Origin of the sequence: Burkholderia sp. R-40, from assembly GCF_049942845.1 — a bacterium.
Taxonomy (GTDB): Bacteria; Pseudomonadota; Gammaproteobacteria; order Burkholderiales; family Burkholderiaceae; genus Burkholderia; species Burkholderia ambifaria.
Genome location: NZ_CP187967.1, coordinates 802,282 through 824,939 on the forward strand (window position 1 = coordinate 802,282; position 22,658 = coordinate 824,939).

Annotated in this window: 25 protein-coding genes, 1 tRNA gene, 1 pseudogene and 1 riboswitch; of the genes and pseudogenes, 16 read left to right on the plus strand and 11 right to left on the minus strand. The window is 67.1% G+C overall.

Annotated elements, in window-relative coordinates; all coding sequences use genetic code 11:
- Positions 1-9 precede the first annotated feature (9 nt).
- The 3 genes from ACP26O_RS03595 (at position 10) to ACP26O_RS03605 (ending at position 2,997) form a co-directional block, all read left to right on the plus strand.
- Positions 10-927: a UDP-3-O-acyl N-acetylglycosamine deacetylase gene (locus ACP26O_RS03595; protein WP_175665357.1), complete on the plus strand. Its 918-nt coding sequence runs from the start codon at positions 10-12 to the stop codon at positions 925-927.
- Between the two features lie 67 nt (positions 928-994).
- Positions 995-2,320 (plus strand): aminotransferase class I/II-fold pyridoxal phosphate-dependent enzyme, encoded by a 1,326-nt coding sequence (locus ACP26O_RS03600; protein WP_175665258.1) that lies wholly within the window; start codon positions 995-997, stop codon positions 2,318-2,320.
- A complete protein-coding gene (locus ACP26O_RS03605; RefSeq protein WP_175665257.1) occupies positions 2,317-2,997 on the plus strand; it encodes a GNAT family N-acetyltransferase in 681 nt (226 codons plus the stop codon). The genes ACP26O_RS03600 and ACP26O_RS03605 overlap by 4 nt, the downstream gene beginning before the upstream one ends.
- Before the next feature lie 21 nt (positions 2,998-3,018).
- Here the strand turns inward: ACP26O_RS03605 and ACP26O_RS03610 are convergent, their stop codons facing one another.
- Together ACP26O_RS03610 and ACP26O_RS03615 are read right to left on the minus strand one after the other, a co-directional pair.
- Positions 3,019-3,852, minus strand: coding sequence for a class II glutamine amidotransferase (locus ACP26O_RS03610; RefSeq protein WP_105831887.1), 834 nt, complete (start codon positions 3,850-3,852; stop codon positions 3,019-3,021).
- Between the two features lie 157 nt (positions 3,853-4,009).
- Positions 4,010-4,339, minus strand: coding sequence for a carboxymuconolactone decarboxylase family protein (locus tag ACP26O_RS03615; protein WP_105831886.1), 330 nt, complete (start codon positions 4,337-4,339; stop codon positions 4,010-4,012).
- Between the two features lie 130 nt (positions 4,340-4,469).
- Between ACP26O_RS03615 and ACP26O_RS03620 the strand changes: the two genes are divergently transcribed.
- The 8 genes from ACP26O_RS03620 (at position 4,470) to ACP26O_RS03655 (ending at position 11,708) form a co-directional block, all read left to right on the plus strand.
- Positions 4,470-5,420 carry a cupin domain-containing protein gene (locus ACP26O_RS03620; protein WP_175665256.1) on the plus strand — a complete coding sequence of 317 codons (951 nt, stop codon included), beginning with the start codon at positions 4,470-4,472 and terminating at the stop codon, positions 5,418-5,420.
- Positions 5,421-5,524: 104 nt separating this feature from the next.
- Positions 5,525-5,968 (plus strand): inner membrane protein YiaA, encoded by a 444-nt coding sequence (yiaA, locus tag ACP26O_RS03625; protein WP_011656058.1) that lies wholly within the window; start codon positions 5,525-5,527, stop codon positions 5,966-5,968.
- A 139-nt stretch (positions 5,969-6,107) separates the two neighbouring features.
- Positions 6,108-7,172 (plus strand): glycosyltransferase, encoded by a 1,065-nt coding sequence (locus ACP26O_RS03630; protein ID WP_175665255.1) that lies wholly within the window; start codon positions 6,108-6,110, stop codon positions 7,170-7,172.
- A 61-nt stretch (positions 7,173-7,233) separates the two neighbouring features.
- Positions 7,234-8,250 (plus strand): hypothetical protein, encoded by a 1,017-nt coding sequence (locus ACP26O_RS03635; RefSeq protein WP_244099024.1) that lies wholly within the window; start codon positions 7,234-7,236, stop codon positions 8,248-8,250.
- On the plus strand, positions 8,247-8,996 hold the full coding sequence (locus ACP26O_RS03640) for a hypothetical protein (RefSeq protein ID WP_011656061.1): 750 nt from the start codon (positions 8,247-8,249) through the stop codon (positions 8,994-8,996). The genes ACP26O_RS03635 and ACP26O_RS03640 overlap by 4 nt, the downstream gene beginning before the upstream one ends.
- The gene (locus tag ACP26O_RS03645; RefSeq protein WP_175665253.1) at positions 8,993-10,150 is read left to right on the plus strand and encodes a hypothetical protein; all 1,158 of its coding nucleotides are present in this window, start codon (positions 8,993-8,995) and stop codon (positions 10,148-10,150) included. Before ACP26O_RS03640 ends, ACP26O_RS03645 begins: the two co-directional genes overlap by 4 nt.
- Positions 10,147-10,764, plus strand: a complete 618-nt coding sequence (locus ACP26O_RS03650) for a phosphatase PAP2 family protein (RefSeq protein WP_175665252.1) — start codon at positions 10,147-10,149, stop codon at positions 10,762-10,764. Before ACP26O_RS03645 ends, ACP26O_RS03650 begins: the two co-directional genes overlap by 4 nt.
- Entirely contained in the window at positions 10,761-11,708 is a 948-nt protein-coding gene (locus ACP26O_RS03655; RefSeq protein ID WP_175665251.1) for a fatty acid desaturase family protein, read from the plus strand. The genes ACP26O_RS03650 and ACP26O_RS03655 overlap by 4 nt, the downstream gene beginning before the upstream one ends.
- Before the next feature lie 160 nt (positions 11,709-11,868).
- On the opposite strand, the gene ACP26O_RS03660 is transcribed toward ACP26O_RS03655, so the two are convergent.
- The 9 genes from ACP26O_RS03660 to ACP26O_RS03700 all read right to left on the minus strand — a co-directional run bounded on the left by ACP26O_RS03660 (position 11,869) and on the right by ACP26O_RS03700 (position 18,443).
- Positions 11,869-11,945, minus strand: a tRNA-Lys gene (locus ACP26O_RS03660).
- Between the two features lie 109 nt (positions 11,946-12,054).
- Positions 12,055-12,804, minus strand: coding sequence for a tol-pal system protein YbgF (gene ybgF, locus ACP26O_RS03665; RefSeq protein ID WP_011656065.1), 750 nt, complete (start codon positions 12,802-12,804; stop codon positions 12,055-12,057).
- Positions 12,805-12,823: 19 nt separating this feature from the next.
- Positions 12,824-13,333: a peptidoglycan-associated lipoprotein Pal gene (gene pal / locus ACP26O_RS03670; protein WP_006753270.1), complete on the minus strand. Its 510-nt coding sequence runs from the start codon at positions 13,331-13,333 to the stop codon at positions 12,824-12,826.
- 17 nt (positions 13,334-13,350) lie between these two features.
- Complete coding sequence (gene tolB, locus ACP26O_RS03675) at positions 13,351-14,646, minus strand: Tol-Pal system beta propeller repeat protein TolB (RefSeq protein WP_006753269.1); 1,296 nt, start codon at positions 14,644-14,646, stop codon at positions 13,351-13,353.
- A gap of 108 nt (positions 14,647-14,754) precedes the next feature.
- A complete protein-coding gene (gene tolA / locus ACP26O_RS03680; protein ID WP_011656068.1) occupies positions 14,755-15,822 on the minus strand; it encodes a cell envelope integrity protein TolA in 1,068 nt (355 codons plus the stop codon).
- Positions 15,819-16,268 (minus strand): protein TolR, encoded by a 450-nt coding sequence (tolR, locus tag ACP26O_RS03685; protein ID WP_006753267.1) that lies wholly within the window; start codon positions 16,266-16,268, stop codon positions 15,819-15,821. The genes tolA and tolR overlap by 4 nt, the downstream gene beginning before the upstream one ends.
- A 10-nt stretch (positions 16,269-16,278) precedes the next feature.
- Positions 16,279-16,956, minus strand: coding sequence for a protein TolQ (gene tolQ, locus ACP26O_RS03690; protein ID WP_006753266.1), 678 nt, complete (start codon positions 16,954-16,956; stop codon positions 16,279-16,281).
- A gap of 145 nt (positions 16,957-17,101) precedes the next feature.
- Positions 17,102-17,587: a tol-pal system-associated acyl-CoA thioesterase gene (ybgC, locus tag ACP26O_RS03695; protein ID WP_011656070.1), complete on the minus strand. Its 486-nt coding sequence runs from the start codon at positions 17,585-17,587 to the stop codon at positions 17,102-17,104.
- A 109-nt stretch (positions 17,588-17,696) separates the two neighbouring features.
- Positions 17,697-18,443, minus strand: a complete 747-nt coding sequence (locus ACP26O_RS03700; protein WP_011656071.1) for an SDR family NAD(P)-dependent oxidoreductase — start codon at positions 18,441-18,443, stop codon at positions 17,697-17,699.
- A gap of 180 nt (positions 18,444-18,623) precedes the next feature.
- Positions 18,624-18,724: riboswitch (ZMP/ZTP riboswitch) on the plus strand.
- A 137-nt stretch (positions 18,725-18,861) separates the two neighbouring features.
- On the opposite strand from ACP26O_RS03700, the gene glyA reads away from it, so the two are divergent.
- The 5 genes and pseudogenes from glyA (at position 18,862) to ACP26O_RS03725 (ending at position 22,553) form a co-directional block, all read left to right on the plus strand.
- Positions 18,862-20,109 (plus strand): serine hydroxymethyltransferase, encoded by a 1,248-nt coding sequence (glyA, locus tag ACP26O_RS03705; protein ID WP_041491093.1) that lies wholly within the window; start codon positions 18,862-18,864, stop codon positions 20,107-20,109.
- Positions 20,110-20,115: 6 nt separating this feature from the next.
- The gene (nrdR, locus tag ACP26O_RS03710; RefSeq protein ID WP_006754597.1) at positions 20,116-20,595 is read left to right on the plus strand and encodes a transcriptional regulator NrdR; all 480 of its coding nucleotides are present in this window, start codon (positions 20,116-20,118) and stop codon (positions 20,593-20,595) included.
- Positions 20,596-20,748: 153 nt separating this feature from the next.
- Positions 20,749-21,309, plus strand: a complete 561-nt coding sequence (locus tag ACP26O_RS03715; protein ID WP_175664194.1) for a GspH/FimT family pseudopilin — start codon at positions 20,749-20,751, stop codon at positions 21,307-21,309.
- Positions 21,306-21,722, plus strand: a complete 417-nt coding sequence (locus ACP26O_RS03720) for a hypothetical protein (RefSeq protein WP_175664177.1) — start codon at positions 21,306-21,308, stop codon at positions 21,720-21,722. Before ACP26O_RS03715 ends, ACP26O_RS03720 begins: the two co-directional genes overlap by 4 nt.
- Positions 21,706-22,553 (plus strand): annotated as a pseudogene (locus ACP26O_RS03725) (PilW family protein). Before ACP26O_RS03720 ends, ACP26O_RS03725 begins: the two are co-directional and overlap by 17 nt.
- Positions 22,554-22,658 lie beyond the last annotated feature (105 nt).

A 22,658-nucleotide genomic window follows, 5' to 3' on the forward strand; every position in this document is an offset into this window, starting at 1 on the left:
ATTCCCCGAATCAAGCTACCTCCGGGCTGGCAGGCGAGCGAGGGCACGCTTGCGCGGCCGCTGGCACTGTCGGGACATGGTTTGCATACCGGTCGGCGTGTGCAGGTGCGGATCCAGCCGATGACGCCGGCGGGCGGCCGGCGCGGGATCGTGTTTCGAAGAATGCGCAAAGGACGGGAGCTCGGTGTGCTCGAGGTCGATCCCGCCCTGCGCCGCGCACAGCCGCTTTGCACGATGCTGCGCAACGCCGATGGGGTCGGCGTCCGCACGATCGAGCATCTGCTCGCGTCGCTGCTGGCATGCGAAATCGATCATGCCGTCGTCGAGCTCGATGCGGAGGAGGTGCCGATTCTCGACGGCAGCGCGGCGCCGTGGGTCGACGCGATCCGTGCCTGCGGCCGTATCGCGCTCGACACGCCGAAGCGCTTCATTCGGGTGCTTCGGCCTGTCGTCGTCGCGGACGGCACCGGGGACCAGCGACGCGAAATGCGGATCGAGCCGGCCGCGCGCTACGAACTGAGCGTGCGCAACGATTTGCGCGGCTTCGGCGACATGCACTGGGATGGCGTGTTGACACCGGAGACGTTTGCCACCGAAATCGCGCCGTCGCGTTCGTACGGGCGCGTGAAATGGGCCGTGCCGGCGATCATCGCCGGGTATGTGCGTGGCGTGCCGATCCTGCGGGGCGCGCGGCCGTCATGCACGGCGTCGATCGTCGGCAAGCGCGTGCTGGGCGGAATGCGGTTGCCGGAGGAGTTCGTCCGACATCGCGTGCTCGATCTGATCGGCGATCTCTCGCTGGCCGGTGCACCGCTGCTTGCGCGCGTCAGTGCATTGCGCCCGAGCCACGAGATGAATTTCCGGTTGATCGATGCGTTGCTGGCCGATACCGATGCATGGCGGTGGGCCGAGTTTTCCGACGCGTGATCCACGTCTTTTTTTAAAAATACCTGGCGTAATATCGCGCCATTTTTGAGATAAAGCGAAGGCAGGAATGGCACTCGGAGAACACCTTCGCCAGCAACTGGCGGCGAAAGCCCTGAAACGGCAACTGGAGCGCGCGACGGAAGCCGCCGCGGCCCCCGGCGTGCCGGATACGCCGACGACACAGGCCGCATCGGCGCGCAGCCGTTTCGAATCGATGCCGCAGTATCAGCAGGTCAGGATCATGCGCGAGATGGGCGAAAAGCTGCGTGTCGACTCGCCGTTCTTCCGCGTGCACGATGGCGTGGCCGGTGCGACCACGCGGATCGGCGGCCGGGAATACCTGAACTTCGCGAACTACAACTACCTCGGTCTCGCGGGTGATCCGACTGTATCCGAACGTGCGAAGGCCGCGATCGACCGCTATGGCACGTCGGCGTCCGCGAGCCGGATGGTCGCGGGCGAGCGCCCGGTGCAACGTGACCTCGAGCGCGCGCTGGCCGCGTTCTACGAGACCGACGATTGCGTCGCGTTCGTGAGCGGCCACGCGACCAACGTGACCGTGATCGGCGCGCTGTTCGGGCCCGGCGACCTGATCGTCCACGATGCGCTCGCGCACAACAGCATCGTGCAGGGTGCGCAGCTGAGCGGCGCGAAGCGGCTGAGTTTCGCGCACAACGACTGGCAGGCGCTCGACGAACTGCTGTCGCGCGTGCGCCGTGAATACCGGCACGTGCTGATCGCGATCGAAGGGCTGTACAGCATGGATGGCGACTTCCCGGATCTGCAGCGCTTCGTCGACGTGAAGACGCGTCATGGCGCGTTCCTGATGGTCGACGAAGCGCATTCGCTCGGCGTGCTCGGCGCGACGGGCAAGGGCATCCGCGAACATTGCGCGGTCGCGCCCGACCAGGTCGACATGTGGATGGGCACGATGAGCAAGACGCTGGCCGGCTGCGGCGGTTTCATCGCCGGCTGTCAGCCGCTCGTGGACATGTTGCGCCATCTGGCGCCGGGCTTTCTCTACAGCGTCGGACTCGCGCCGACGCTCGCCGAAGCGTCGCTGGCCGCGCTCGAACGCCTGCAGGCCGAGCCGCAGCGGGTTGCGCAACTGCAGTCGCGCGGCCGGCAGTTCCTGACCGAGGCGCGCGCCGCTGGGTTGAACACAGGCACGAGCGCCGGGTATGCGGTCGTGCCGGTGATCACGGGTAGTTCGCTGAAGGCTGCGCAGTGGGCGAACGCGATGTTCGACGAAGGGATCAACGTGCAGCCGATCTTCTATCCGGCCGTCGAGGAGAAGGCCGCGCGCCTGCGTTTCTTCATCTGCTCGACGCACGAGCCCGAGCAGATCAGTCGGACGGTCGCCGTGCTCGCTCGCCTGGCGGGGCGGACATGATGCCGGCCGGGGCGCTCGCGTCGTCGTTCGGCGTGCCGCAAGCCGGTGCGTCGACGCCGTTTCGCGCGGCATGCGCGGAGGATGCGGCGGCATGTGCGCCGCTCGTATTCTCATCCGGCGTGCGCGAATTCGCTTTCTTCCTCGGGGAAAGCGACGCACGCTGCATCGCATTCCTGCAACGGGCGTTCCGGTCGCGTCACGGCCGGTTTTCTTGGCGCCGGCACCGCGTCGCGGTCGGCGCCGACGGCACCGTGCTTGCCGTGATGGCGATCCATGACGGACGCCGGACGAGGTTCGACGACGTTCACCTCGTGTCGGCCCTGGCACGCTTCTTCGGCGTGCGTCGCACGATCGGCCAGTTGCTGCGCGGACTGGTGCTGGAGACGGAAATTCCGGCGCCGAAGCGTTCGCAGATCCTCGTCGCGCATTGCGCGACCGACGAGCGCCAGCGGGGCACGGGCGTCTTCACCGCATTGTTTCGCGATGCGCTCGCTACCGGCGCGCTGCCGGACGACGGCAGTCGCGACATCGTGCTCGACGTGCTGACCCGCAACGCGCGCGCCCGCGCGCTGTACGAGCGGCTCGGCTTCGTTGCGCTGACGCGGCACCGCGCTCGCTCGCGCCGACTGCCCGCCGAACTCGATTCCATACGCATGCGGCTTACGCGCCGCGGCTGACGGCGCAAGCGTGTTTGCGGCTTACGTGTGCCGCGGATTGAACGGCCGCTGCTGCACATCGGCGCCTTGCGCGACGATCGCCGTGCTTTCGGCCACTTCCTCCCATGCCCCGCGCAGGTCGACGAGCGGCTCCGACACGACCATGAACGCGTCGTCGCCCGCTTCGGCGATGCGCGGATTGTGCGGATAGAGTTCGTGCAGGTGCTTGAACGACGTCGTGTGGAACAGCGAGCGCGATTGCCGTTCGCTCGAGTAGCGCACCGCGATGATCCGGTCGCCGTCCGTCGCGCAGATCGTCATGTTGAGCGGCTCGTCGACGCGATACCGCGCGGCGGTTTCCTCGATCATGCCGACCATCCGCTCGAGCGCGGGCAGCGGCGTCTGTTCGAGGCCGTAGGTCAGCGCGAGTCGAAACATCAGCTCGGAGTCGGTCGAGCCTTCGAGCGTCGGGAACAGCGCCGGGTCGACCTTCATCGTCAGGTCGCGGCGCAGCTTGTGGAAATCGCGGATCAGCCCGTTGTGCGCGAACAGCCAGCGGCCGTGGCGAAACGGATGGCAGTTGGTTTCCTGGACGGGGGTATCGGTGGCCGCGCGGATGTGCGCGACGAACATCCGCGAGCGGATCGCACGCGCGGCTTCGCGCAGGTTGCGGTCGTTCCAGGCGGGATGCACGGAGCGGTAGCGAAACGGCAGTTCGTCGGGGTCGCCGTACCAGCCGATACCGAAGCCGTCGCCGTTGGTGGTCGTCGCGCCCAGTTCCGAATGCAGGCTCTGGTCGATCAGCGAATGCTTCGCGCGAAACAGTACGGTCTCGAGATGGATCGGGTTGCCCGTATAGGCGAGCCAGCGGCACATGGAGCGCTCCTTCGCGATGCGTCTTCGCGCATGGTAGCCGAGTTCGTGGCGCCGTTATGCGCGAGCGCCGCGCACCCGCCGGCCGGCAGCGCCGGTCGCTCGGCCGATCAGCCATGAAGGATGCGGCGGGCGCCGCACCCTTCATGCTCCCTGCGCGTCAGTCGCCGAGCGCGTCCATCACGCGGGCCGAGTAGACGAGCGCCGCGCCCGCGTTCAGCGCGATCGCGACGCCGAGCGCTTCGGCCACTTCCTCCTTGGTCGCGCCATGCTTCGCGGCTTCGGCCGTATGCACCGCGATACAGCCGTCGCAGCGCGTCGTGACGGCCACCGCGAGCGCGATCAGTTCGCGCGTCTTCGCGTCGAGATGGCCCGTCTTGGCGCCCGCGCCCGACAGCGCCTGGTAGCCGGCCAGCGTGTCGGGCGACAGCTTGGCGATGTCGCCGATGCGCGTCGAGAGTTCCTTCCGGTATTCGTTCCAGTTCAGCATGATGCGTCCTTTCGAGAAGTGGTGGGTCGGTCGGCGGCTGCCGCGATCTCGGGCGATGCAGAGCCTATTCTGATCGCTCGCACTGAGGGTTTCGATACGCTAGAGTGTCAATTTTTAGCGCAAACGTCTCATGGATGCGTTGAGTCAACTGTTGTCGCTGGGCCGCAGCCATGTCGAGCTCGACGTGCGCTGCCTGCTCGACGGCCCGTTCGCGATGCCGCACGACCCGCTGCCGCCCGGCGAGGCGGCGTTTCATCTGCTGCTGTCCGGCACGTGCCGGTTGCGCACCGCCGACGGGCGCACGCTGCGGCTCGTCGACGGCGACTTCGTGCTGCTGCCCGCGGGCGACGCGCACGATTTGTCGGATGGAGGCGGGGGCGGCGCCAGGTCGGTCGCGTTACTGCGCGAACCGCGCGCGGCGGGCGGCGCGGTGCTGCCGGTCAAGTCGAACCGCGATTCCGCGGATGAGGGCGAGGCGGGCGTCGATCTGCTTTGCGGACGCTTCGTCTATGCACGCGGTGCCGGTGAATTGCTGATGCGCACGCTGCCGCGCGTGCTGCACGTCGGGCTGCGAGAGGCGTCGTCGGGGCTGGCGTCGCTGCAACTGCTGACGAGCGTGCTGCGCGCGGAGGCATCGAATGCGCAGCCGGGTGCGCGTGCGATCGTGAACGCGCTCGGACAGGCGCTGCTCGCCTATGCGTTGCGCGCGTACGGTCGCGATGCGCGCGTGCCGGCCGGCTGGCTCGCGCTGGCTGCCGATATGCGGCTCGGTTCGTCGGTCCAGGCTGTGCTGCAGGCGCCGGCGAAACCGTGGACGGTCGAATCGCTCGGCGCGGCGTCGGCGATGTCGCGCGCGACCTATGCGCGGCATTTCCGCGAGAAGGCCGGGATGAGCGTCGGCGCGTTCGTCGCGCAGATCCGGATGATGCATGCGTGCGCGCTGCTGCAGGACACGCAGCGCGGGCAGGCGGAAATCGGCCAGGCGGTCGGCTACCAGTCGGAGGCGGCGTTCGGCAAGGCGTTTCGCGCGGTGCTCGGCATGACGCCGGGACGCTGGCGGCGGGCGCAGCGCGGCATGTAAGACTGCAAGCGAGGCTGTCGTGGCACGCGCCAAAGCTGCTACCATGCGCGAAACGCAGTTCAACGAAAAACGATTTCGAACAAGAAGAAAGAGAGGGCAAAGCAATGAACCAGACCACCATCCAGCAGCCGTCGTTCGCATTCGTCGCGGCGTCGTGGGCCGCGTTGATCGCCGGTTTCGCGGCATTTCTGATCGGCCTGTGGAACGCCGGCATGCAGCTCAACGAGAAGGGCTACTACTTCACCGTGCTGGTGTTCGGTCTCTATGCGGCAATCTCGCTGCAGAAGAGCGTGCGTGACCGCGCGGAAGGCATTCCCGTCACGGGCATCTACTACGGGCTGAGCTGGGTTGCGCTGTTGCTCGCGATCGCGCTGCTGGTCGTCGGCCTCTTCAACGCGACGCTGCAATTGAGCGAGAAGGGCTTCTACGCGATGTCGTTCGTGCTCGCGCTGTTCGGTGCGGTGGCCGTGCAGAAGAACACGCGCGACCTGCAGAACGCGAAGCCGCGCTATCCCGACGCCGAATCGGCGCCGTCCGTCCAGGAGTGACGGCATGCGAAGCGGGCGCCTTCCAGGCCGCCCGCTTTGCGACGACGGTCGCGGGCGACCCGTATTCGCCGATGCGCGGCGGGCTCCCCGCCCATTCGTTTCATCCATGCCGGTGCGCATGACGATGGAGATATTCCGGATGCCAGACTTCACAGAAGCCACGCGACACGCCCGCGCGGCGGCCCGCGCCGTGGCGGCGCAGGCCGCGCTCGTGCTGGAGACGAACAACCTGCGCGGCGGCGCGGGGCTCGTGCAGGCCGTCGACAGCCTGAAGCGCCTCGTATCGGCGCTGTCGAAGCAGACCGTACCGCCCGCGGCACTCGCGCAATGGATCATCACGCACGACGGCCTGCCGGCCGATGCGTGCGCGGAGATCGCCGCGCTGGCCGGCCGCCCGATCGACTTCGTCGAGATCGGCGCGAGCACCGGCTACTACGATGCGAAGAACGACGGGTTCGACCACGTCGACGCGGCCCGCTGCGACATCGTCGTGTTCGGCGATGCCGATTGCCGGCCGGCCGACGACTGGCTCGAGCACCTGCTCGCACCGTTCGCGCGCGAAGCGGGCGATGCGCCCGCCGCGGTGGCGGGGCGCACCAGCTATGCGCCGAACGTGCTCGGCATCGCGCTGACGTCGATCGATTTCATGTATTTCCCGAGCCCGCTGCGTGACGGTGCGACACGCAATTTCTACGCGAACAACGTCGCGTTCCGGCGCGACGTATTCGCGCGATTCCGCTACGAGCCGCTCGACGGCGTCTATCGCGCGCATTGCCAGGTGATGGGGCTGCGGATGCAGGCGGCCGGCGTGGCCGTCGAGTTCGCGCCGGCCGCGCACACCGAGCATCGGCTGCCGGACACGCATCGCGAATCGCTGAAGCTGCGCTGGATGCGCGGCGAGGACAGCGTCGGGCTGACGCCGTATCTCGTGAACGCGTACCTGCCGGGCGGGTGGCAGTGGCTCGGCCGCAGCGGCCCGCTCGGCCCGTTCTGCGTGATGGCCATGCGGCTCGGCTACAGCCTGCGCGCGCTGAATCGCCAGCAGTTGCCGCGACTGGGCGCTGCCCGCTATCTCGCGGCCGTGGGCGTCACGATCGCCGCGTCGGCCATCGATACGCTCGGCGCGCTCGCGCGCGGTTTCGGTCTCGCCGGGCGTGCATCGGCGCGGCGCGATCTCGAAGCGCTCTCCTATCACCGTCATTGAGCCGGTGCCGCGCATCGCGGCCATGGCACGCCCACATCCTGCACCCATCCCGACAACGACCATGTCCTCTCTCGCCACCCGTGTTGCCTGCCTCGCCCTGTTTGCCGCCGGCGCCGGCGCCCATGCCGCGCCGGTCGACCATGCGGGGCGCGGGATATACCACTTCGCATCGCAAAGCGGCTGCCCGTTCGCGAACGCGGCCGCCGCGGACTGCAATCGCGTCGCGCTCGATGCGCCGGACGTTCACGCGAGCATCGATACCGATGCGCACGCGATCGTCTTCTCAAGCGACGAGACCCGCCGCACGAAGGACGTACTCGGCGACGTGCTGCTGCAGGGCACGGGCGTCGACGGCGACGGCCGGCGCGTGCCGCTGAGCGTGCATGTGCTGCTGCGTCGCAACGGCGCGAAATGGGACCGCGACGTGTACGTCCATGCGCCCGTGCACGGCACGTTCACCGATGTCCGGATCGATCCGTATCGCGTGCGGGTGAAGGAGGGCGACGGCGAGCGCGACGTGCTCACGCCGGACGAAACGCTGGCACTGTTCGCGCATCCGTCGCTTGCATCGCGGCTCGCGCGGCATCTCGTGAAGGTGAGCGCGACCGATCCGAAGCAGCCGTCCGCAGATGACATCACGATTGGGCTTGGCGTCGGCGGCCTGACGAAGTCGGTCGCGCGTGCGAGCTTTACGTCGAATGCGCCGCACGATGCCGACGTCGATCGCGCACTCGCAGCCGGCACGTGGACGATTCGTTTCGATGCGCTGAGCAATCACATTCCGGTGTGGGTCGCCCAGCGCGAGCTGTTCCTGTTCGGCCTGGACGGCAGCGCGCTGGTGAAGGACATGCGCACGCGCGGCTTCAGGAAGAACGACCGGATCGAATTCGGCGCGCGTGACGGAAGCGGCTATCTGCGCGTCAACGGCCGCGAGGAAGCATTTGCGGGGGCGACCGCATCCGCGCACGCGTTCATGCAGGAAAGCTTCATCGGCCTGATCCTCGGATGGCGTCGCGATCCTGCCGGCGCTGCGGCGGCTGCGACGAAATCTGCGTCTGTACGAGGCGAGCCGGCATGAGCGCGGCAGGCGAACTGCCGGCGTCGCCGCAGGCAGCGCACGATGCACGCTTCGACTGTCTCGATGCGCCCGTGCCGCGCGGGGCGGCGCGGGTGCGCGCGTACCTCGTCGATCGCCTCAAGCGAGCCGCGATTCGGCAGTTGCATCGCAGCGTGCATGGCGAGCGCTGGGTGCTGCGCATGTACCTGATCGGCGAGGAAGCGACTGAGTGCGCGTTGCACGAGGACTGGACCGGACGGCCACCGGACTGGCTTGCGCCGCGGATCGAGCAGCACCTCGCGGACGAGCGTCGCCACGCCGCGGCGTTCGCCGATGCGCTGCGCGAGCGCGGTGTCGCGCCGTCGACTGCACCGCATGAGCCCGACTGGTTGAGCCGGCGCAAGATCATGCGATGGCGCCGGCTCGCGCAGCGCCATGCACCGCATTTCTCGCAAGGCGTGCTCGTGCCGGCCTATGCGACGGGCCTGTGTGCGGAACAGATGGCGATGCGTGTGCTCGCGCGTCACTGCGCGACGATCGGCGATGCACATCCGTTGTACCCGCTGCTCTCGCGCGTGCTCGCCGACGAGACGCGGCATGTCCGGCTCTGCTCGGACACGCTGCGCCGTCTGGTTGCGCCGTCCGAGGCAGCGCATCTCGCCGCGTTGCTGAACGAGATCCGCGCGATCGAAGCCGGTTTCGGCGTGACGGGCGCGCTGGCGATGGTCGCGGCCGGCTGGTTCCAGTCGCTTCGTCCGCGCGCATGATGCCGCGGATCGTCTATCTCGCGACGGCCGACGCACGCGGCCACCTGATGCGCGCGCAACTGCTCGTGCATGCGCTGCGTGCGGCCGGCGCGCAGGTCGCCGTGCTGACGACGTCCGATGCGGGGCAGGCATTCCTGGCTGCGTTCGACATCGACGCGGCCGTGCTGTCCCGTCACTACGCGGTGCAGTTCGACGAACGGCAGAACATGCTGCGCGACGCGACCGATCGCAATGTCGCGCACTACGTGTTCAGGCCGACGCGCATGCCGCGTGACATCGCGCGGCTGCGTGCGATCGTCCGCGATGCCGATCTCGTGATCAACGACTCGTTTCATCCGGCGCTGTTGTTCATGGGCGCGATGCCGGGCTGGCGACGCCGCATCGTCCACGTATACGGCGGCAGCCTGCGCCGCGCGTTGACCGCGAATTTCGACGCACGTCTGCCGCGCGCACTGGCGCGTGCATTTGCACGGATCGTCGACTGGCAGATCGATTCGGCGCGATGCTGCATCGAACACGATTTTGCATACGATGCCGCCGATGACGTCCGGCGATCGCGCACGCATTGCCGGCTGCCGACGCCGGTGCCGATCGTCGCCGAGCGGCCGGCTTCGGAGCAGGCTGCAGCCGCCATTTATCTGAACCCGCACTTTCGCGATATCGCGCTCGCCGATGCGTTGTCCGCCGGCATGCGCGACGCGGGGCTCGCCACCCATCGCGTGGGCGAGGGCTATGCCGGGCACGACGGCTGGACCGGCGTCGACGCCGACTGGGTGACGCGCGCCGCCCATGCTCCGTTGATCGTGTCGGCACCCGGCATGGCCGCGCTGTCGATCGCACATGTGTATCACCGCCCGATCCTGCTCGTGCAGTCCGATCAGCCCGAGCAGGCGAGCAACGCCACGCGCGCCGCGCAACTGCAACTCGTGCATCGCGTCGTCACGTGGCGCGGCGACGCGGCCGCGTTCCGGCGGGAAGTCGGGCAGGCTGCAGCCGAACTGATGCGCCATCCCGGTACGCGGGCAGGGACGATCGCCGGCCGCGAGCATGCACGTGCGCGCGTCGACGCATGGACGTCACGCCTTCTCGCGTTGTGTCCGCATGCGAAGGTGGCCGATAGGGAGACGCGATGCGAGGCGCCGGCACCACGATGAATTCGCTGTCGCTTCGTGACGATCGCCGGCCCGACATCCGGCAGATGCTGGCCGCGACGTTCGGCATGGCAGCCGGCCTCGCGATCTTCTTTCTGCTGGAGCGTAGCGTCACGCCGCGCTACGTGTTTGCCACGTCGATCGATGCGCGGATTCCGTTCATCGCGTGGTCGTGGCTCGTCTATGTCGGCTTCTTCCCGTTCGTGATTGCGCTTGCTGCGTATGCGCGGCCGCCCGCATTCGCCGCGTTCAAGGAGGCCGTGCTGATCGCGTTCGTGCTCGGTATCGTGTGTTTCCTGCTGTTTCCGGAGGCCGTGCCGCGGCCCGACGTCGCGGAGATCGGCAACACGTTCGTGCGTCACCGTCTCGCGCGCATGTGGCAGCTCGATCTCGCGGCCAATGGTTTTCCGAGCCTGCATGTCGCGGTGACGTGCCTTGCCTGCCGGATGCTGGTGGACCGGCGACGGCTCGTGACCGTGGCGGTCGGCCTGCTGATCTGCACGTCGACGCTGACGCTCAAGCAGCATACGGTGGCCGATGTGCTGGGCGGCGTGGCACTCGCGATGGTCAGTGCGCTGTGGGTCGAGCGGCGATCGCTGCGCGGGAGGCTCGCGTGACGGATACCCGTGTTCACCAAGCCGGGCCGAATGCGGGGCTTGCGCGGTTCGTGCCCGATCCGGCGTTGTTTCGCGTGAGCGCCTCGCGCGTCGGCGCAGCGCTGGCAGGTGACTGGCTGATGATTGCCGCCGCGTTCGCGGTTGCGATCGCGTTTGCGCATCCGCTCGTGTACGCGTTGGCAGCGATCGTGATCGCGCGCAGCCAGCTTGCGCTCGCGGTCATGATGCACGAAGGTGCGCACGGTTTGCTGGCGCGGAACCGGCGCGTCAACGACGCGCTGGGCCAAGTGTTCGCGGCCGGCCCGCTGTGGTTGTCGCTGCGGACGTATCGTGCCGGCCATCTGAAACACCATCGCGCACCGATGGAGCCGGACGATCCCGTAGCGCTGCTGTTCGGCGTGCACGACTATCCGGTGACGCGCGGGCGGCTGATCGGCCGCCTGCTCGCGTATGCATGCGGGATCGGTTACGTGACGAGCGTCGTGAAGCTCGCCCGCGGCGAGTTTGCGCATGCAATGCCGAAGGTCGGGAAGTCGCGTGCGTACGCCGCGTGGGAAGTCGCGTCGATGCTGGCCGGCAACGGTGTGCTGTTCGGCGCGCTCGCATGGGCTGGGCATCCGCTGCTGTACGTCACGTTGTGGATCGTGCCGTCCGTCACGCTGCTGCCGCTCGCCGGGCAGGTGCGCGCGATCTTCGAGCATGCGGGGCTGCCGGCCTGTGCCGACCAGAGCCGCAACGCGCGCACGATCGTCCGGCGTTCGTGGCAGACGTTCCTGTTCGGCCCGCACGCGATTCATTTTCATATCGAACATCACCTGTTCGCGCGGATGCCGTTCCATCACCTGCCAGTCGTGCATCGGCAGCTTGCGCAGCGGCAGTTGCTGCCCGACGGCAATCTGTACACGGGATATGGTGACGTACTGCGCAACGTGAGCGTGCGCTGATGCACGGGCGGGGCACGGTGCGTGCCCTGTCCGGTCGCGGAGTCGGGAGGGTGCAGCTGAGTGTGTTGCAGACATCACCGGGATGCCGCGGCGATACGGATGCGACAGACGCAAAAAAGCCTCCACTTGGGAGGCTTTAATTTGCACTATCAAAGATAGTTGGTAGGGTGGGAGGGACTCGAACCCTCGACTCTCTGATTAAAAGTCAGATACTCTAACCAACTGAGTTACCACCCCACGTTCTTGAAACTTGTCAGCCCGTTGCGCTAACAACTCGCCCAACGACCTAAAGAGCAAAAAATTATAGCGGCGAATTTCAGGTCAGTCAACAACCTGGCACGCTAATTTATTTGATGCTCTCGATCTTGCCCTGCGCGGTCTGCGCAGCGTTCGACCCGGCGTACTGCGACACGACCTGCTCGAACGTCTTCTTCGCGGCCGCCTTCTGGCCTTGCTCGAGCTGGTTCGTACCGATTGCGACGAGCGCGTCGGCCGCGCGCGGATGCTGCGGATACTTGCTCACGACCGTTTGCCACGTCGCGGTCGAGCCGCGATAGTCGCGCAGCGCGTATTGCGCATTGCCGAGCCAGTACTGCGCGGTCGGCTGGTACGGGCTCTGCGGATACTTCGCGATGAAGCTGCGGAACGATGCCGCGGCCGCCTTGAAGTTGCCGTTGCGGAACTGCTGCTGCGCCGCATTGAGCGCATCCGTTTCACCCGGCTGCACGGTGCCTTCGACACCATCGATCGTCGCCTGCTGCGGCTCGAACTTCTTGAGTCGCGTGTCGAGATCCTGGTAGTACTCCTTCTGCTGCCGTTCGAGCGTCGTCAGCCGGTTCGTCAGGTCCTCATTCTCGCCGCGCAGCGTCGCGACCTGCTGGTTCAGCTGGTCGAGACGGCCGGATTGGTCGAGGATCGTACGCTGGGCGGCGGACAACTGGCTCGCCAGGTTGTCGGTTTTGCTGCGCAGATCGAGCACGGCGCGGCGCGCTTCGTTGTCGTCGAACACGCCGGCGTGCGCCGGCGCGGCCGACCACGCCGCGCCGACGACGCAGAATGCTGCGGCAACGCGCAGCCAGGTTACACAGTGCGTCATACGGCAACTCTTCCGTTACTTACTGCTGGTAGACGAGGTCGGCGCGACGGTTCTGCGCCCACGATGCTTCGTCGTGGCCCGATGCTTGCGGCTTTTCCTTGCCGAGGCTCACGGCTTCCATCTGCGAGTCGTTCACGCCGAGCAGTGCCATCGCGCGGCGGACAGCTTCCGCACGCTTCTGGCCCAGCGCGAGGTTGTACTCGCTCGTGCCGCGTTCGTCGGTGTTGCCCTGGATCAGCACGTGACGCTGCGGGTGGCTCTTCAGGTACTGAGCGTGCTGCTGCATCAGCGGCTGGTACTCGTCCTTCACCGAATAGCTGTCGAAGTCGAAGTAGATGCTGCGCTTCGCGAGCGGGCTGTTCGGATCGTTCAGCGGATCGACGTTCACTTGCGCGACGTTGTCGGCACTCGGCTGCGTGCTCACCGCACCAGCGTTGGCCTTGTCGTCGAGCTTCACGCCCGACTTACACGCTGCGAGCGCGCTGATCATCATCACGGCCAGGGCCAGACGAGCTTTATTCGACATCATGGTTACTCTCCTTGTGGTCATTGCATGAAGGGCCCCCACGACGGCTCGCGAACGGAGCCGCCCTGGACGGACAGGATCTGAGGCGGCGCGCTGCCGTCGGAGGGCACAGCTGCCAGCACGTTGCGACCACCCGACTGGGTCGCGTAGAGAAGGTACTGGCCGTTTGCCGCGAAGCTCGGCGATTCGTCACGATTGGTATTCGTGATCGCGTTCGCCGCGCCGGTTTGCAGATCCTGAACGTACAGCTTGAAGCCCCCACCCGTGCGGGAGATGTAAGCGAGCAGCTTGCCGTCCGGGCTGATGCGCGGGCTCGTATTGTAGCTGCCGGTGAAGGTCACGCGTTGCGCCGCGCCGGCGCTTTCACCCTGCGCGGGCATCCGGTAGATCTGCGGCGCACCGCCGCGATCGCTCGTGAAGTAGATCCAGCGGCCATCCGGCGAGTAGTACGGCTCGGTGTCGATCGAGCTGCTCTGCGTGAGACGACGCAGGCCGCCGCCGTTCGCATTGACCGTATAGATTTGCGTATTGCCCGTCAGCGACAGCGCGACGGCGAGCGTGTTGCTGTCCGGCGACCACGCCGGCGCGCTGTTGTTGCCCTTCTGGTCGGAGACCATGTAGCGGCGGCCGGTCGGCAGGTCGTGGATGTAGACGATCGGCTTCTTGCGCTCGAACGACACGTACGCGACCTTCGTGCCGCTCGGCGACCATGCCGGCGAGATGATCGGCTCGGTGCTCGACAGCGCGATGCGCGCGTTCTGGCCGTCCGAATCCGAGATCTGCAGCTGGTAGCGGTTGCCCGTCTTGATCACATACGACAGGCGGGTGGCGAACACGCCGCGCACGCCGAGCAGTTTCTGGTAGATGTAGTCGGCGATCTTGTGGCCGGCCGTGCGCAGCGTCGTGTCGGTGGCCGTCAGCGACAGGCCGCCGAGGCTTTGCTGCTTCACGGTGTCGTACAGGATGAAATTCACCTTGTACTGGCCGTTCGCCTCGCGGTTCACGCTGCCGGCGACGAACGCGTTCGCGCCCTTGGCCTTCCATGCGCCGAGATCCACCGAAGCGGTCTCGGGCACGGGCGTGCTGCCCGCATCGATGTTGGTGAATTTGCCGCTGCGCGCGAGATCCGCGCGGACGATCGACGTGACCTGCTGCGGCAGGCCTGCCTCGTTCGCGAAGTTCGCGGTGGCGATGGGGAACTGGGTCGAACCGACGCCGGTGATCAACACGTTGACCTGCGCGTTAGCGGCGCCGCCGGCCGCAATCAGACACGAGGCCACGAGTGCCCTGAAACCTAGTTTCGTCATCAATCTCATGCTTCTGCTTCCCATGTGACTTGGATCGCTGCGCAACCGCAGAGACAGTAAAAATACCCGATTCGTTCCCGTCCGGTAGCGACGCACGGAGTGTAAGCGCATTTGCGCTCACTCCGCCGCCTTGAAGGTAATCGTAATGCTGGACGGCGTATGACCGTCAGTATCGGGCGGTAACGGAACCGACGCCTGGATCGCATTGACGACCGCCTGATCCCACCCCGAATTGCCGCTCGGCCGCGAGACCGACACGCTCAGCAGGTCGCCCGAAGGCGTACAGCGGATCTTGACGATCGTCGTGAGCCCCGCACGCTCGCCGCCCCAGACGATGTTCGGCTTCACGCGGCGGCGCACCTTGTCGGCATAGCCGGGCGACGCGGCATTGCCGCCGGAACCCGTACCGGTGCCGCTTTTTGCGAGCCCTTGGCCGCCGCCTTCGCCGGCACCCGCCAGGCCCTGCATCTGCGCGAGTCGCGCATTCCGTTCCCGGTCGAGCTTCGCCTTCGCCGCCGCATCGGCCTTCGCGTGCGCAGCCGCTTCGGCCTTCGCCTTCGCCTGGGCTTCCGCCTTCGCCTTCGCGGCCGCGTCAGCCTTGGCCTTCGCCGCCTCCTGGGCTTCCAGCTGCGCCTGCTTCTGTTGCTGCTGTTTCTGCTGCTGGGCCTTCTGCTGTTCGAGCTTCTGCTGCTCCACGAGCTGTTGTTGCTTGAGCTTGTCCGCCTGCTTCTGCTTTTCGCGTTCGGCGGCCTTCTGCGCGGCGAGTGCGGCGGCCTGCTGGGCCGCGAGCTGCTCGCGCCGGGCTTCTTCCTGCTGGGCCTTCAACTGCTGCGCGCGGCGCTGCTGCTCGAGCAGCGCTTCGCGCGCGGCCGCTTCCTGCTGTCGTTTCTTCTGCTGCAGCGCGATGTCCGCCTGCTCGTCCCGGACCGGGGGAGGGGGCGGTGCGAGCTTCGCGGGCGGCGTGGGCGTGACGACGGGGCGCGGCGCGGGGACGTCGGGCACCTCGGTCCACAGCTCGGCTTCGGCGCCGGCCGGCGTGCTGTTCTGCCACTGCACGCCGTGATAGAGGAACAGCGCGAGCAGCACGTGTATCAGCGCGGCAAGCGCGAACGCGCGCCAGGTGCCTCGCTCGCGAGGCGGCCGATACGGGTACGCGTTGCTGCGCGGGGATTGCTGCCGGTTCATTGCGATTTGACGAGGAGGCCGACGCGCTTGACGCCGCGCGCCTTCAGATCCGACATCACGGTCATGACCGCATCGTACTGCACGGTCTTGTCGGCCGCGATCACGACCGGCTGGTCGGGATGGTCGGCCTGCCGGGCCGACATGAAGCTGTCGAGCTCGGCCTTGGTCATCGTGTCTTCCTGCGTCGCGCCGGAGTCGCCCTTGTACTTGACGCTCATCGTGCGATCGGCCTTGATGTTGACGACGACGGGCGGCGTCTGTTCCTGCGGCGCCGCATTGCCGACGGTCGGCAGATTGATGATCGACGGGGCCACGAGCGGTGCCGTGACCATGAAGATCACGAGCAGCACCAGCATCACGTCGATGTACGGCACGACGTTGATGTCGGCCATCGCGCGGCGCGAGCGGCCGCCGCGCATGCTGGATCGAATGGGACTTCCTGCCATGGCGTGCTCCTTACTGGGCCTGACGCTGCAGGATGTTCGAGAACTCTTCGATGAAGGTCTCGAAGCGGATCGCGAGGCGGTCGATGTCGTGCGCGTAGCGGTTGTACGCGACCACCGCCGGAATCGCGGCGAACAGGCCGATCGCGGTGGCGACGAGCGCCTCGGCGATGCCCGGCGCGACGTTCGCGAGCGTGGCCTGCTGCACGTTCGCGAGGCCGCGGAACGAATTCATGATCCCCCACACGGTGCCGAACAGACCGATGTACGGGCTGACCGAGCCGACCGACGCGAGGAACGCGAGGTTCGCTTCGAGCACGTCCATTTCGCGCTGGAACGACGCGCGCATCGCGCGGCGCGCACCGTCGAGCACGAGGCCCGGGTCGGTGAGGCGCTTTTCCTTCGCCTTCAGGAATTCACGCATCCCCGATTCGAAGATCCGCTCGAGCGCGCCGATCGTGTGGCGGTTGTTGGCCGCGCTCTGATACAGCGCCTGCAGGTCGCCGCCCGACCAGAAATCCCGTTCGAAGCGTTCGGTCTGCGCGCGTGCGCGGCGAATCGCGAACCACTTGCGGAAAATGAAGGTCCACGACATCAGCGACAGCAGCAACAGCAGCCCCATCACGGCCTGGGCCAGCACGCTCGCATTGAGGACGAGGGAAATGATCGACAGGTCTTGAGAAGTGTTCATAGAGGTTTGAGTAACGTCCCATCGGGGGTGCCCGGCGAGGGGCGCACGGCATGCGTGCGGCGCGGCGCGCCGGTCAGGCCTGGCGCCGAACCTTGCTTAGTATCGATTCAGGAAGGCAAGTTCATAGGCTTTGTCTAAACGGGGCTCATGCGAGCTTCGTTGACAGTACAGTTTGCCCGGCATCGGTGACGGGCCCGCGTTGCAGCGCGTCGAGCACGACCGGCGGGATCGCCGCGGGCCGGATGCCGGTGCGGTCAACGCAGCCGAGGCGAATGTGTCCGGTGACGAGCAGCGTGTCGCCACGCCAGGCTTCCTGCGTGAATTCCACCGATGCGCGGCCGATGCGGCCGGGCCGGCTCGTGACCGTCAGCGCGTCGTCGAGTCGCGCCGGCGCGCGGTAGTCGAGCGACGTGCTGCGGACGATGAAGATCGCGCCCGTGTCGTCGGCGAGCCGACGCTGGTCGATGCCGCACGCGCGCAGCCATTCGGTGCGGGCGCGTTCGAAGAATTTCAGGTAGTTGGCATAGAAGACGATGCCGCCTGCGTCGGTATCCTCGTAGTACACGCGTACCGGCCAGGTGAAGCCGGAGGGCGCGTCCGGGGAGCGGGTAGGCTGAGTCATGGCGCGCATTCTACCGGAAGGGCAAGGCCGGATTCGTAACCGATTCGTAACGGAATGTAGTACGTCGCAGCACGCCGCGGGCCGGCTTCAGCCGTGCCCGCGGCGGCGCTCGGACAGGTCAGCCGCGATGGATCGCGAGGCCGGCCGGCGCCTGGGCGACCGGCATCATCTCGATCGTGTTGATGTTGACGTGCGCGGGGCGCGTCGCGATCCAGTAGATCGTGTCGGCGATGTCCTCGGCCGTGAGCGGCTGAACGTTCTGGTAGACGTTGGCCGCCTTCGCATCGTCCCCACGGAAGCGGACGTTCGAAAACTCCGTGCCGCCGCACAGGCCCGGCTCGATGTCCGTCACGCGCAACGGTGTGCCGATCAGATCGGCGCGCAGGTTCAGGCTGAATTGTCTGACGAAAGCCTTGGTTGCGCCGTATACGTTTCCGCCCGGATACGGATAGGTGCCGGCCACCGAGCCGAGATTGAAGATGTGGCCGCGGCCTCGCGCGATCATTCCGGGCAGCAACGCGTGCGTGACGGTCACGAGGCCCGAGCAGTTCGTGTCGATCATGGTCTGCCACTCGTCGAGGCTCGCCTTGTGCGCCGGCTCGACGCCGAGCGCGAGGCCGGCGTTGTTGACGAGCACGTCGAGCGCGGCGAATTCGGCGGGAAGCGCGGCCGGCACGGCTTCGACGGCTGCGCGGTCGCGCACGTCGAGCTCGAACGGCAGCAGCGCGTCGCCGAGTTCGGCCGCGAGCGCATCGAGGCGATCCTTGCGGCGCGCGGTTGCGACGACGCGGTGGCCGCCCTTGACGAAGGCTCGGGCGATGGCGGCGCCGAAGCCGGCGGACGCGCCTGTGACGAACACGATCATTGCTGCTCCTGGTCGGTAACAAAGTAGCGGATAGTATCGCGCAAGCGTACTGAGATTGCCGCACCGCGGCAAGGCGCCAACGCATGGCGGCACGGGTGCGCGGAGTCCGGCCCTTATTATTTCGGGGCCGCTGGCGTGCGGTTGCCTATTCATGACGCATCCAATACACTAACGCGCTCATCACCCCTGCGTGACTGGCGATAGAACCCTTCGGGTTCAAGGTGGAGCATCCCACCGTGAAGCGCGGGGCGCCGTTTTTGCCGTTCGCCTGGGCAGCCGTTGTGCGCCGTTGCGTGCATCGCCGGTGGCTGTCCTGCCTCGCGTCATACGGATTCTTCCGCCACGTCGAGCTGGTCCCGCCAGCAACGCAATGTACTCGGCCGCACCGGTCAACCTGTACACACTTAACGGAAACCGTATGTTTGACAGAGCCCAAAGCACCATCGCGAACGTCGATCCCGAACTCTTTGCTGCGATCGAGCAGGAAAACCGTCGCCAGGAAGATCACATCGAGCTGATCGCGTCGGAAAACTACACGAGCCCGGCCGTGATGGCCGCGCAGGGCTCGCAGCTCACGAACAAGTACGCGGAAGGTTATCCGGGCAAGCGCTACTACGGCGGCTGTGAATACGTCGACGTGGTCGAGCAGCTGGCGATCGACCGTGTGAAGCAGCTGTTCGGCGCGGAAGCCGCGAACGTGCAGCCGAACTCGGGTTCGCAGGCGAACCAGGGCGTGTTCTTCGCGATGCTCAAGCCGGGCGACACGATCATGGGCATGAGCCTCGCGCACGGTGGTCACCTGACGCACGGCTCGCCGGTGAACATGTCGGGCAAGTGGTTCAACGTGGTGAGCTACGGGCTGAACGAGCAGGAAGACATCGACTACGACGCCGCCGAGCAGCTCGCGCAGGAACACAAGCCGAAGCTGATCGTCGCGGGCGCATCGGCGTTCGCGCTGAAGATCGACTTCGAGCGTCTGGCGAAGATCGCGAAGTCGGTCGGTGCGTACCTGATGGTCGACATGGCGCACTACGCGGGCCTGATCGCGGCGGGCGTGTATCCGAACCCGGTGCCGCACGCCGACTTCGTGACGACGACGACGCACAAGAGCCTGCGCGGCCCGCGCGGCGGCGTGATCCTGATGAAGTCGGAATACGAGAAGCCGATCAACTCGGCGATCTTCCCGGGCATCCAGGGCGGCCCGCTGATGCACGTGATCGCGGCGAAGGCCGTGGCGTTCAAGGAAGCGCTGTCGCCGGAATTCAAGGCGTACCAGGAAAAGGTGGTCGAGAACGCGCGCGTGCTGGCTGAAACGCTGGTCAAGCGCGGGCTGCGGATCGTGTCGGGCCGCACCGAAAGCCACGTGATGCTGGTGGACCTGCGCGCGAAGAACATCACGGGCAAGGCGGCGGAAGCGGCGCTGGGCGCTGCGCACATCACGGTGAACAAGAACGCGATCCCGAACGATCCGGAAAAGCCGTTCGTGACGAGCGGCATCCGCCTGGGTTCGCCGGCGATGACGACGCGCGGCTTCGGCCCGGCGGAAGCGGAACTGGTCGGCAACCTGATCGCCGACGTGCTCGAGAACCCGGAAGATGCGGCGACGATCGAGCGCGTGCGCACGCAAGTGGCCGAGCTGACCAAGCGTTTCCCGGTCTATCGCTGATCCCGCATGCGCTGCCCGTTCTGCCGGCATGAAGACACGCAGGTCGTCGACTCGCGCGTGTCCGAAGATGGCGCCGCGATTCGCCGGCGCCGTCGCTGCTCGGCTTGCGACAAGCGCTTCACGACGTACGAGCGGGTCGAGCTGAACCTGCCGGCCGTCGTGAAGAAGGACGGCAGCCGCACGGAATTCGACCGTCGCAAGATCGTCGCCAGCATGCAACTCGCGCTGCGCAAGCGGCCGGTTGCGGCTGACGCGATCGACGCGGCGGTCGCCCGCATCGAATATCAACTGCTCGCTACCGGCGAGCGGGAAGTGCGTAGCGAGAAGCTCGGCGAACTCGTGATGAACGAGTTGCGTGGCCTCGATACGATCGCTTATGTCCGTTTCGCATCGGTTTACCGCCGGTTCGAGGACGTCTCCGAATTTGCCGACGTGATCGAAGAGTTCCGTCGCGCGTCCCCCTCCAAGCCTTCGCGTAAGCGCTGACGCGCTGCGTCCGTTCATTGTCTTCTCCGTGGGTTCGATTCGCGCCGATTGTGTCGGTCGCGATCGCATGTCGCCAGTCGGCCGTTCGGCCAATGGCGCGCGTCCGCTCGCGTCGCTACAGTCGTCGCATCACGTTGACGGAGGGCGATGGCGATGGAACTGCACCGGCAGGTCGTCGAAAAAAGCATGCGCTGCTGCGGCGGCTTCACGCTCGTCGAGCTGATGGTCGCGATCGCGCTGGCCGCGTCGATCGGACTGTTCGCAGCACCCGCATTCAATCAATGGCACATGCGCGAACGGGTGGATGCGCGCTCGCGCGCGCTAGTCGGTGCGCTGTCGTTCGCACGCACCGAGGCGACGCGTCTCGGCGTGCGCGTCACGCTGTGCCGAGCCGGGCGCGACGGCGACTGCATGCGCTCCGGCGAGCGCTGCGACCCCGCGGAATGGTCGTGCGGCTGGATTGTCAGCGGGCAGTTCGACGGACAGTCGCGCGTGCTGCGGCGTTATCCGCGCGATGCCGACATCGCCGTCGCGGGCATCGCGCACGATCTGGCGTTCGCGCCGCCGGCCGGGCAGGTGATCGGCGGGATCCGGCGCTTCGAATTGCGTCCGCAGCGCATGCTGTCCGGCGACGACGCACGCGTGTCGCGTTGTATCCGGATCGCGGCGGGCGGCCGGGCGCGCGTCGCCGCCGGGCGTTGCGAGGCGGCATGAAGCGCGTGCGCCGGTCGATGCGCGGCACGTCGCTGCTCGAAGCGGTGCTGGCCGTCGCGCTGCTCGCGGTCGTGATGCTGGCCGTGGCCGGCAGCCAGCTTGCGATGACGCGCGCGCAGCGGGCGACGATCTGGCGTGAACGCGCGCTGTGGCTCGCCGATGCACGTATCGAGCGCCGGCACGCAGCGGCAGGCGCCGACGACGGCATCGCGGCGCTCGCGGCCGCATCGTTGCCGGGCGGTGCGATGACGCTCGACCATGGGCCGGGCGGTGTCCGCTACATGATTGTCGGCTGGCACGGTGCGGGCGCGGCGGTATCGACGCGATGCGAAGGCGCGGGGGCAACGGTGAAGCCGCCGTCGTGTGTGCGGATTCCGTTTCGGGAGGTCGAGGTCGATGCCGTTGAACGCTGATCGGCGCTGCCGTGCGCATACGCTGCTTGAAGTGCTGATCGCGATGATCGTCGGTCTGCTTGTGCTTGCCGCCGCCGGTGCGCTGTATCACGCGCAGCGCGTCGCGCAGCGGCGGGCGGAAGACGGATTCCGGATGCGCGATGCGGCCGCGACCGCACTGATGCTGATCGGCCAGCAGATCCAGATGGCCGGGTTTCGGCCGCTCGATGTCGAAGGCGCGTCGTCGTTGCCGCCGCTGTTCGGCTGTTCGGCTGTTCAGCGGGCCGCGTGCGAGGCGATGGCGCGCAGGTGCGCTGCGAACCCGTGCGCGCGGCGTCGGATGCGGTGCTGGTCCGGTATGTCGGCGATCCCGTATCGACGTGGCCGACCAGCAGCGCACAGGTGTCGGATTGTCTCGGTCAGGGTGTCGGCGCCCCGGGTGAGCGGCCACTCGTGGAAAACCGTTTCGACGCACATGTCAGCCCGTCGACGGGCGAGCCCGAACTGTACTGCGAGGGAAGCGGGCGTCCGGGCACGCCGCAACCCGTCGTGTCCGGGATCGACCAGCTGCGCGTGCGTTACCTGCGTCGCGACGGCGCGCAGTTCATCGACGCGCAGGCGATGGGCGCTGACGGCTGGCGCGATGTCGTCGCCGTGCAGGTGTGCGTGCGGGCGCGTGGCGAACCGATGCCCGAGGCCGCGCGTCATGTCGATTGCGACGGCCGCACGGTGGTTGCGCCGGAGGGTCGCGCGCATCTGGTGCTGCATCGAATCGTCGCGGTGCGGAATTCCGCGGACGCATTCGCCGATCCTGTTCGTGACGCGGCAACGGCCCACGAGGCGTTGCGATGATTCACGCAAACGGGTTCATCGGTGACCTTGCGATGCGAATCGCGGCTGGACGTGCGCGAAGGCACGCCCTGGCACCCTGCGACATGCAGCTCGCGGCGGAGGCGC

Bases quoted from the DNA above. Each gene is read 5' to 3' on its own strand.
- tolB (WP_006753269.1), bottom strand. From the start codon at position 14,646: ATGAGATTGATGACGAAACTAGGTTTCAGGGCACTCGTGGCCTCGTGT.
- ACP26O_RS03720 (WP_175664177.1), top strand. From the start codon at position 21,306: ATGAAGCGCGTGCGCCGGTCGATGCGCGGCACGTCGCTGCTCGAAGCG.
- ybgF (WP_011656065.1), bottom strand. From the start codon at position 12,804: ATGACGCACTGTGTAACCTGGCTGCGCGTTGCCGCAGCATTCTGCGTC.
- nrdR (WP_006754597.1), top strand. From the start codon at position 20,116: ATGCGCTGCCCGTTCTGCCGGCATGAAGACACGCAGGTCGTCGACTCG.
- tolR (WP_006753267.1), bottom strand. From the start codon at position 16,268: ATGGCAGGAAGTCCCATTCGATCCAGCATGCGCGGCGGCCGCTCGCGC.
- ACP26O_RS03715 (WP_175664194.1), top strand. From the start codon at position 20,749: ATGGAACTGCACCGGCAGGTCGTCGAAAAAAGCATGCGCTGCTGCGGC.
- ACP26O_RS03645 (WP_175665253.1), top strand. From the start codon at position 8,993: ATGATGCCGCGGATCGTCTATCTCGCGACGGCCGACGCACGCGGCCAC.
- ACP26O_RS03600 (WP_175665258.1), top strand. From the start codon at position 995: ATGGCACTCGGAGAACACCTTCGCCAGCAACTGGCGGCGAAAGCCCTG.
- ACP26O_RS03700 (WP_011656071.1), bottom strand. From the start codon at position 18,443: ATGATCGTGTTCGTCACAGGCGCGTCCGCCGGCTTCGGCGCCGCCATC.
- ACP26O_RS03640 (WP_011656061.1), top strand. From the start codon at position 8,247: ATGAGCGCGGCAGGCGAACTGCCGGCGTCGCCGCAGGCAGCGCACGAT.
- tolQ (WP_006753266.1), bottom strand. From the start codon at position 16,956: ATGAACACTTCTCAAGACCTGTCGATCATTTCCCTCGTCCTCAATGCG.
- tolA (WP_011656068.1), bottom strand. From the start codon at position 15,822: ATGAACCGGCAGCAATCCCCGCGCAGCAACGCGTACCCGTATCGGCCG.
- pal (WP_006753270.1), bottom strand. From the start codon at position 13,333: ATGATGTCGAATAAAGCTCGTCTGGCCCTGGCCGTGATGATGATCAGC.
- ACP26O_RS03635 (WP_244099024.1), top strand. From the start codon at position 7,234: ATGTCCTCTCTCGCCACCCGTGTTGCCTGCCTCGCCCTGTTTGCCGCC.
- ACP26O_RS03650 (WP_175665252.1), top strand. From the start codon at position 10,147: ATGAATTCGCTGTCGCTTCGTGACGATCGCCGGCCCGACATCCGGCAG.
- ACP26O_RS03610 (WP_105831887.1), bottom strand. From the start codon at position 3,852: ATGTGCCGCTGGCTCGCCTATACGGGCAACCCGATCCATCTCGAGACC.
- ybgC (WP_011656070.1), bottom strand. From the start codon at position 17,587: ATGCGCGCCATGACTCAGCCTACCCGCTCCCCGGACGCGCCCTCCGGC.
- ACP26O_RS03605 (WP_175665257.1), top strand. From the start codon at position 2,317: ATGATGCCGGCCGGGGCGCTCGCGTCGTCGTTCGGCGTGCCGCAAGCC.
- yiaA (WP_011656058.1), top strand. From the start codon at position 5,525: ATGAACCAGACCACCATCCAGCAGCCGTCGTTCGCATTCGTCGCGGCG.
- ACP26O_RS03615 (WP_105831886.1), bottom strand. From the start codon at position 4,339: ATGCTGAACTGGAACGAATACCGGAAGGAACTCTCGACGCGCATCGGC.
- glyA (WP_041491093.1), top strand. From the start codon at position 18,862: ATGTTTGACAGAGCCCAAAGCACCATCGCGAACGTCGATCCCGAACTC.
- ACP26O_RS03630 (WP_175665255.1), top strand. From the start codon at position 6,108: ATGCCAGACTTCACAGAAGCCACGCGACACGCCCGCGCGGCGGCCCGC.
- ACP26O_RS03620 (WP_175665256.1), top strand. From the start codon at position 4,470: ATGGATGCGTTGAGTCAACTGTTGTCGCTGGGCCGCAGCCATGTCGAG.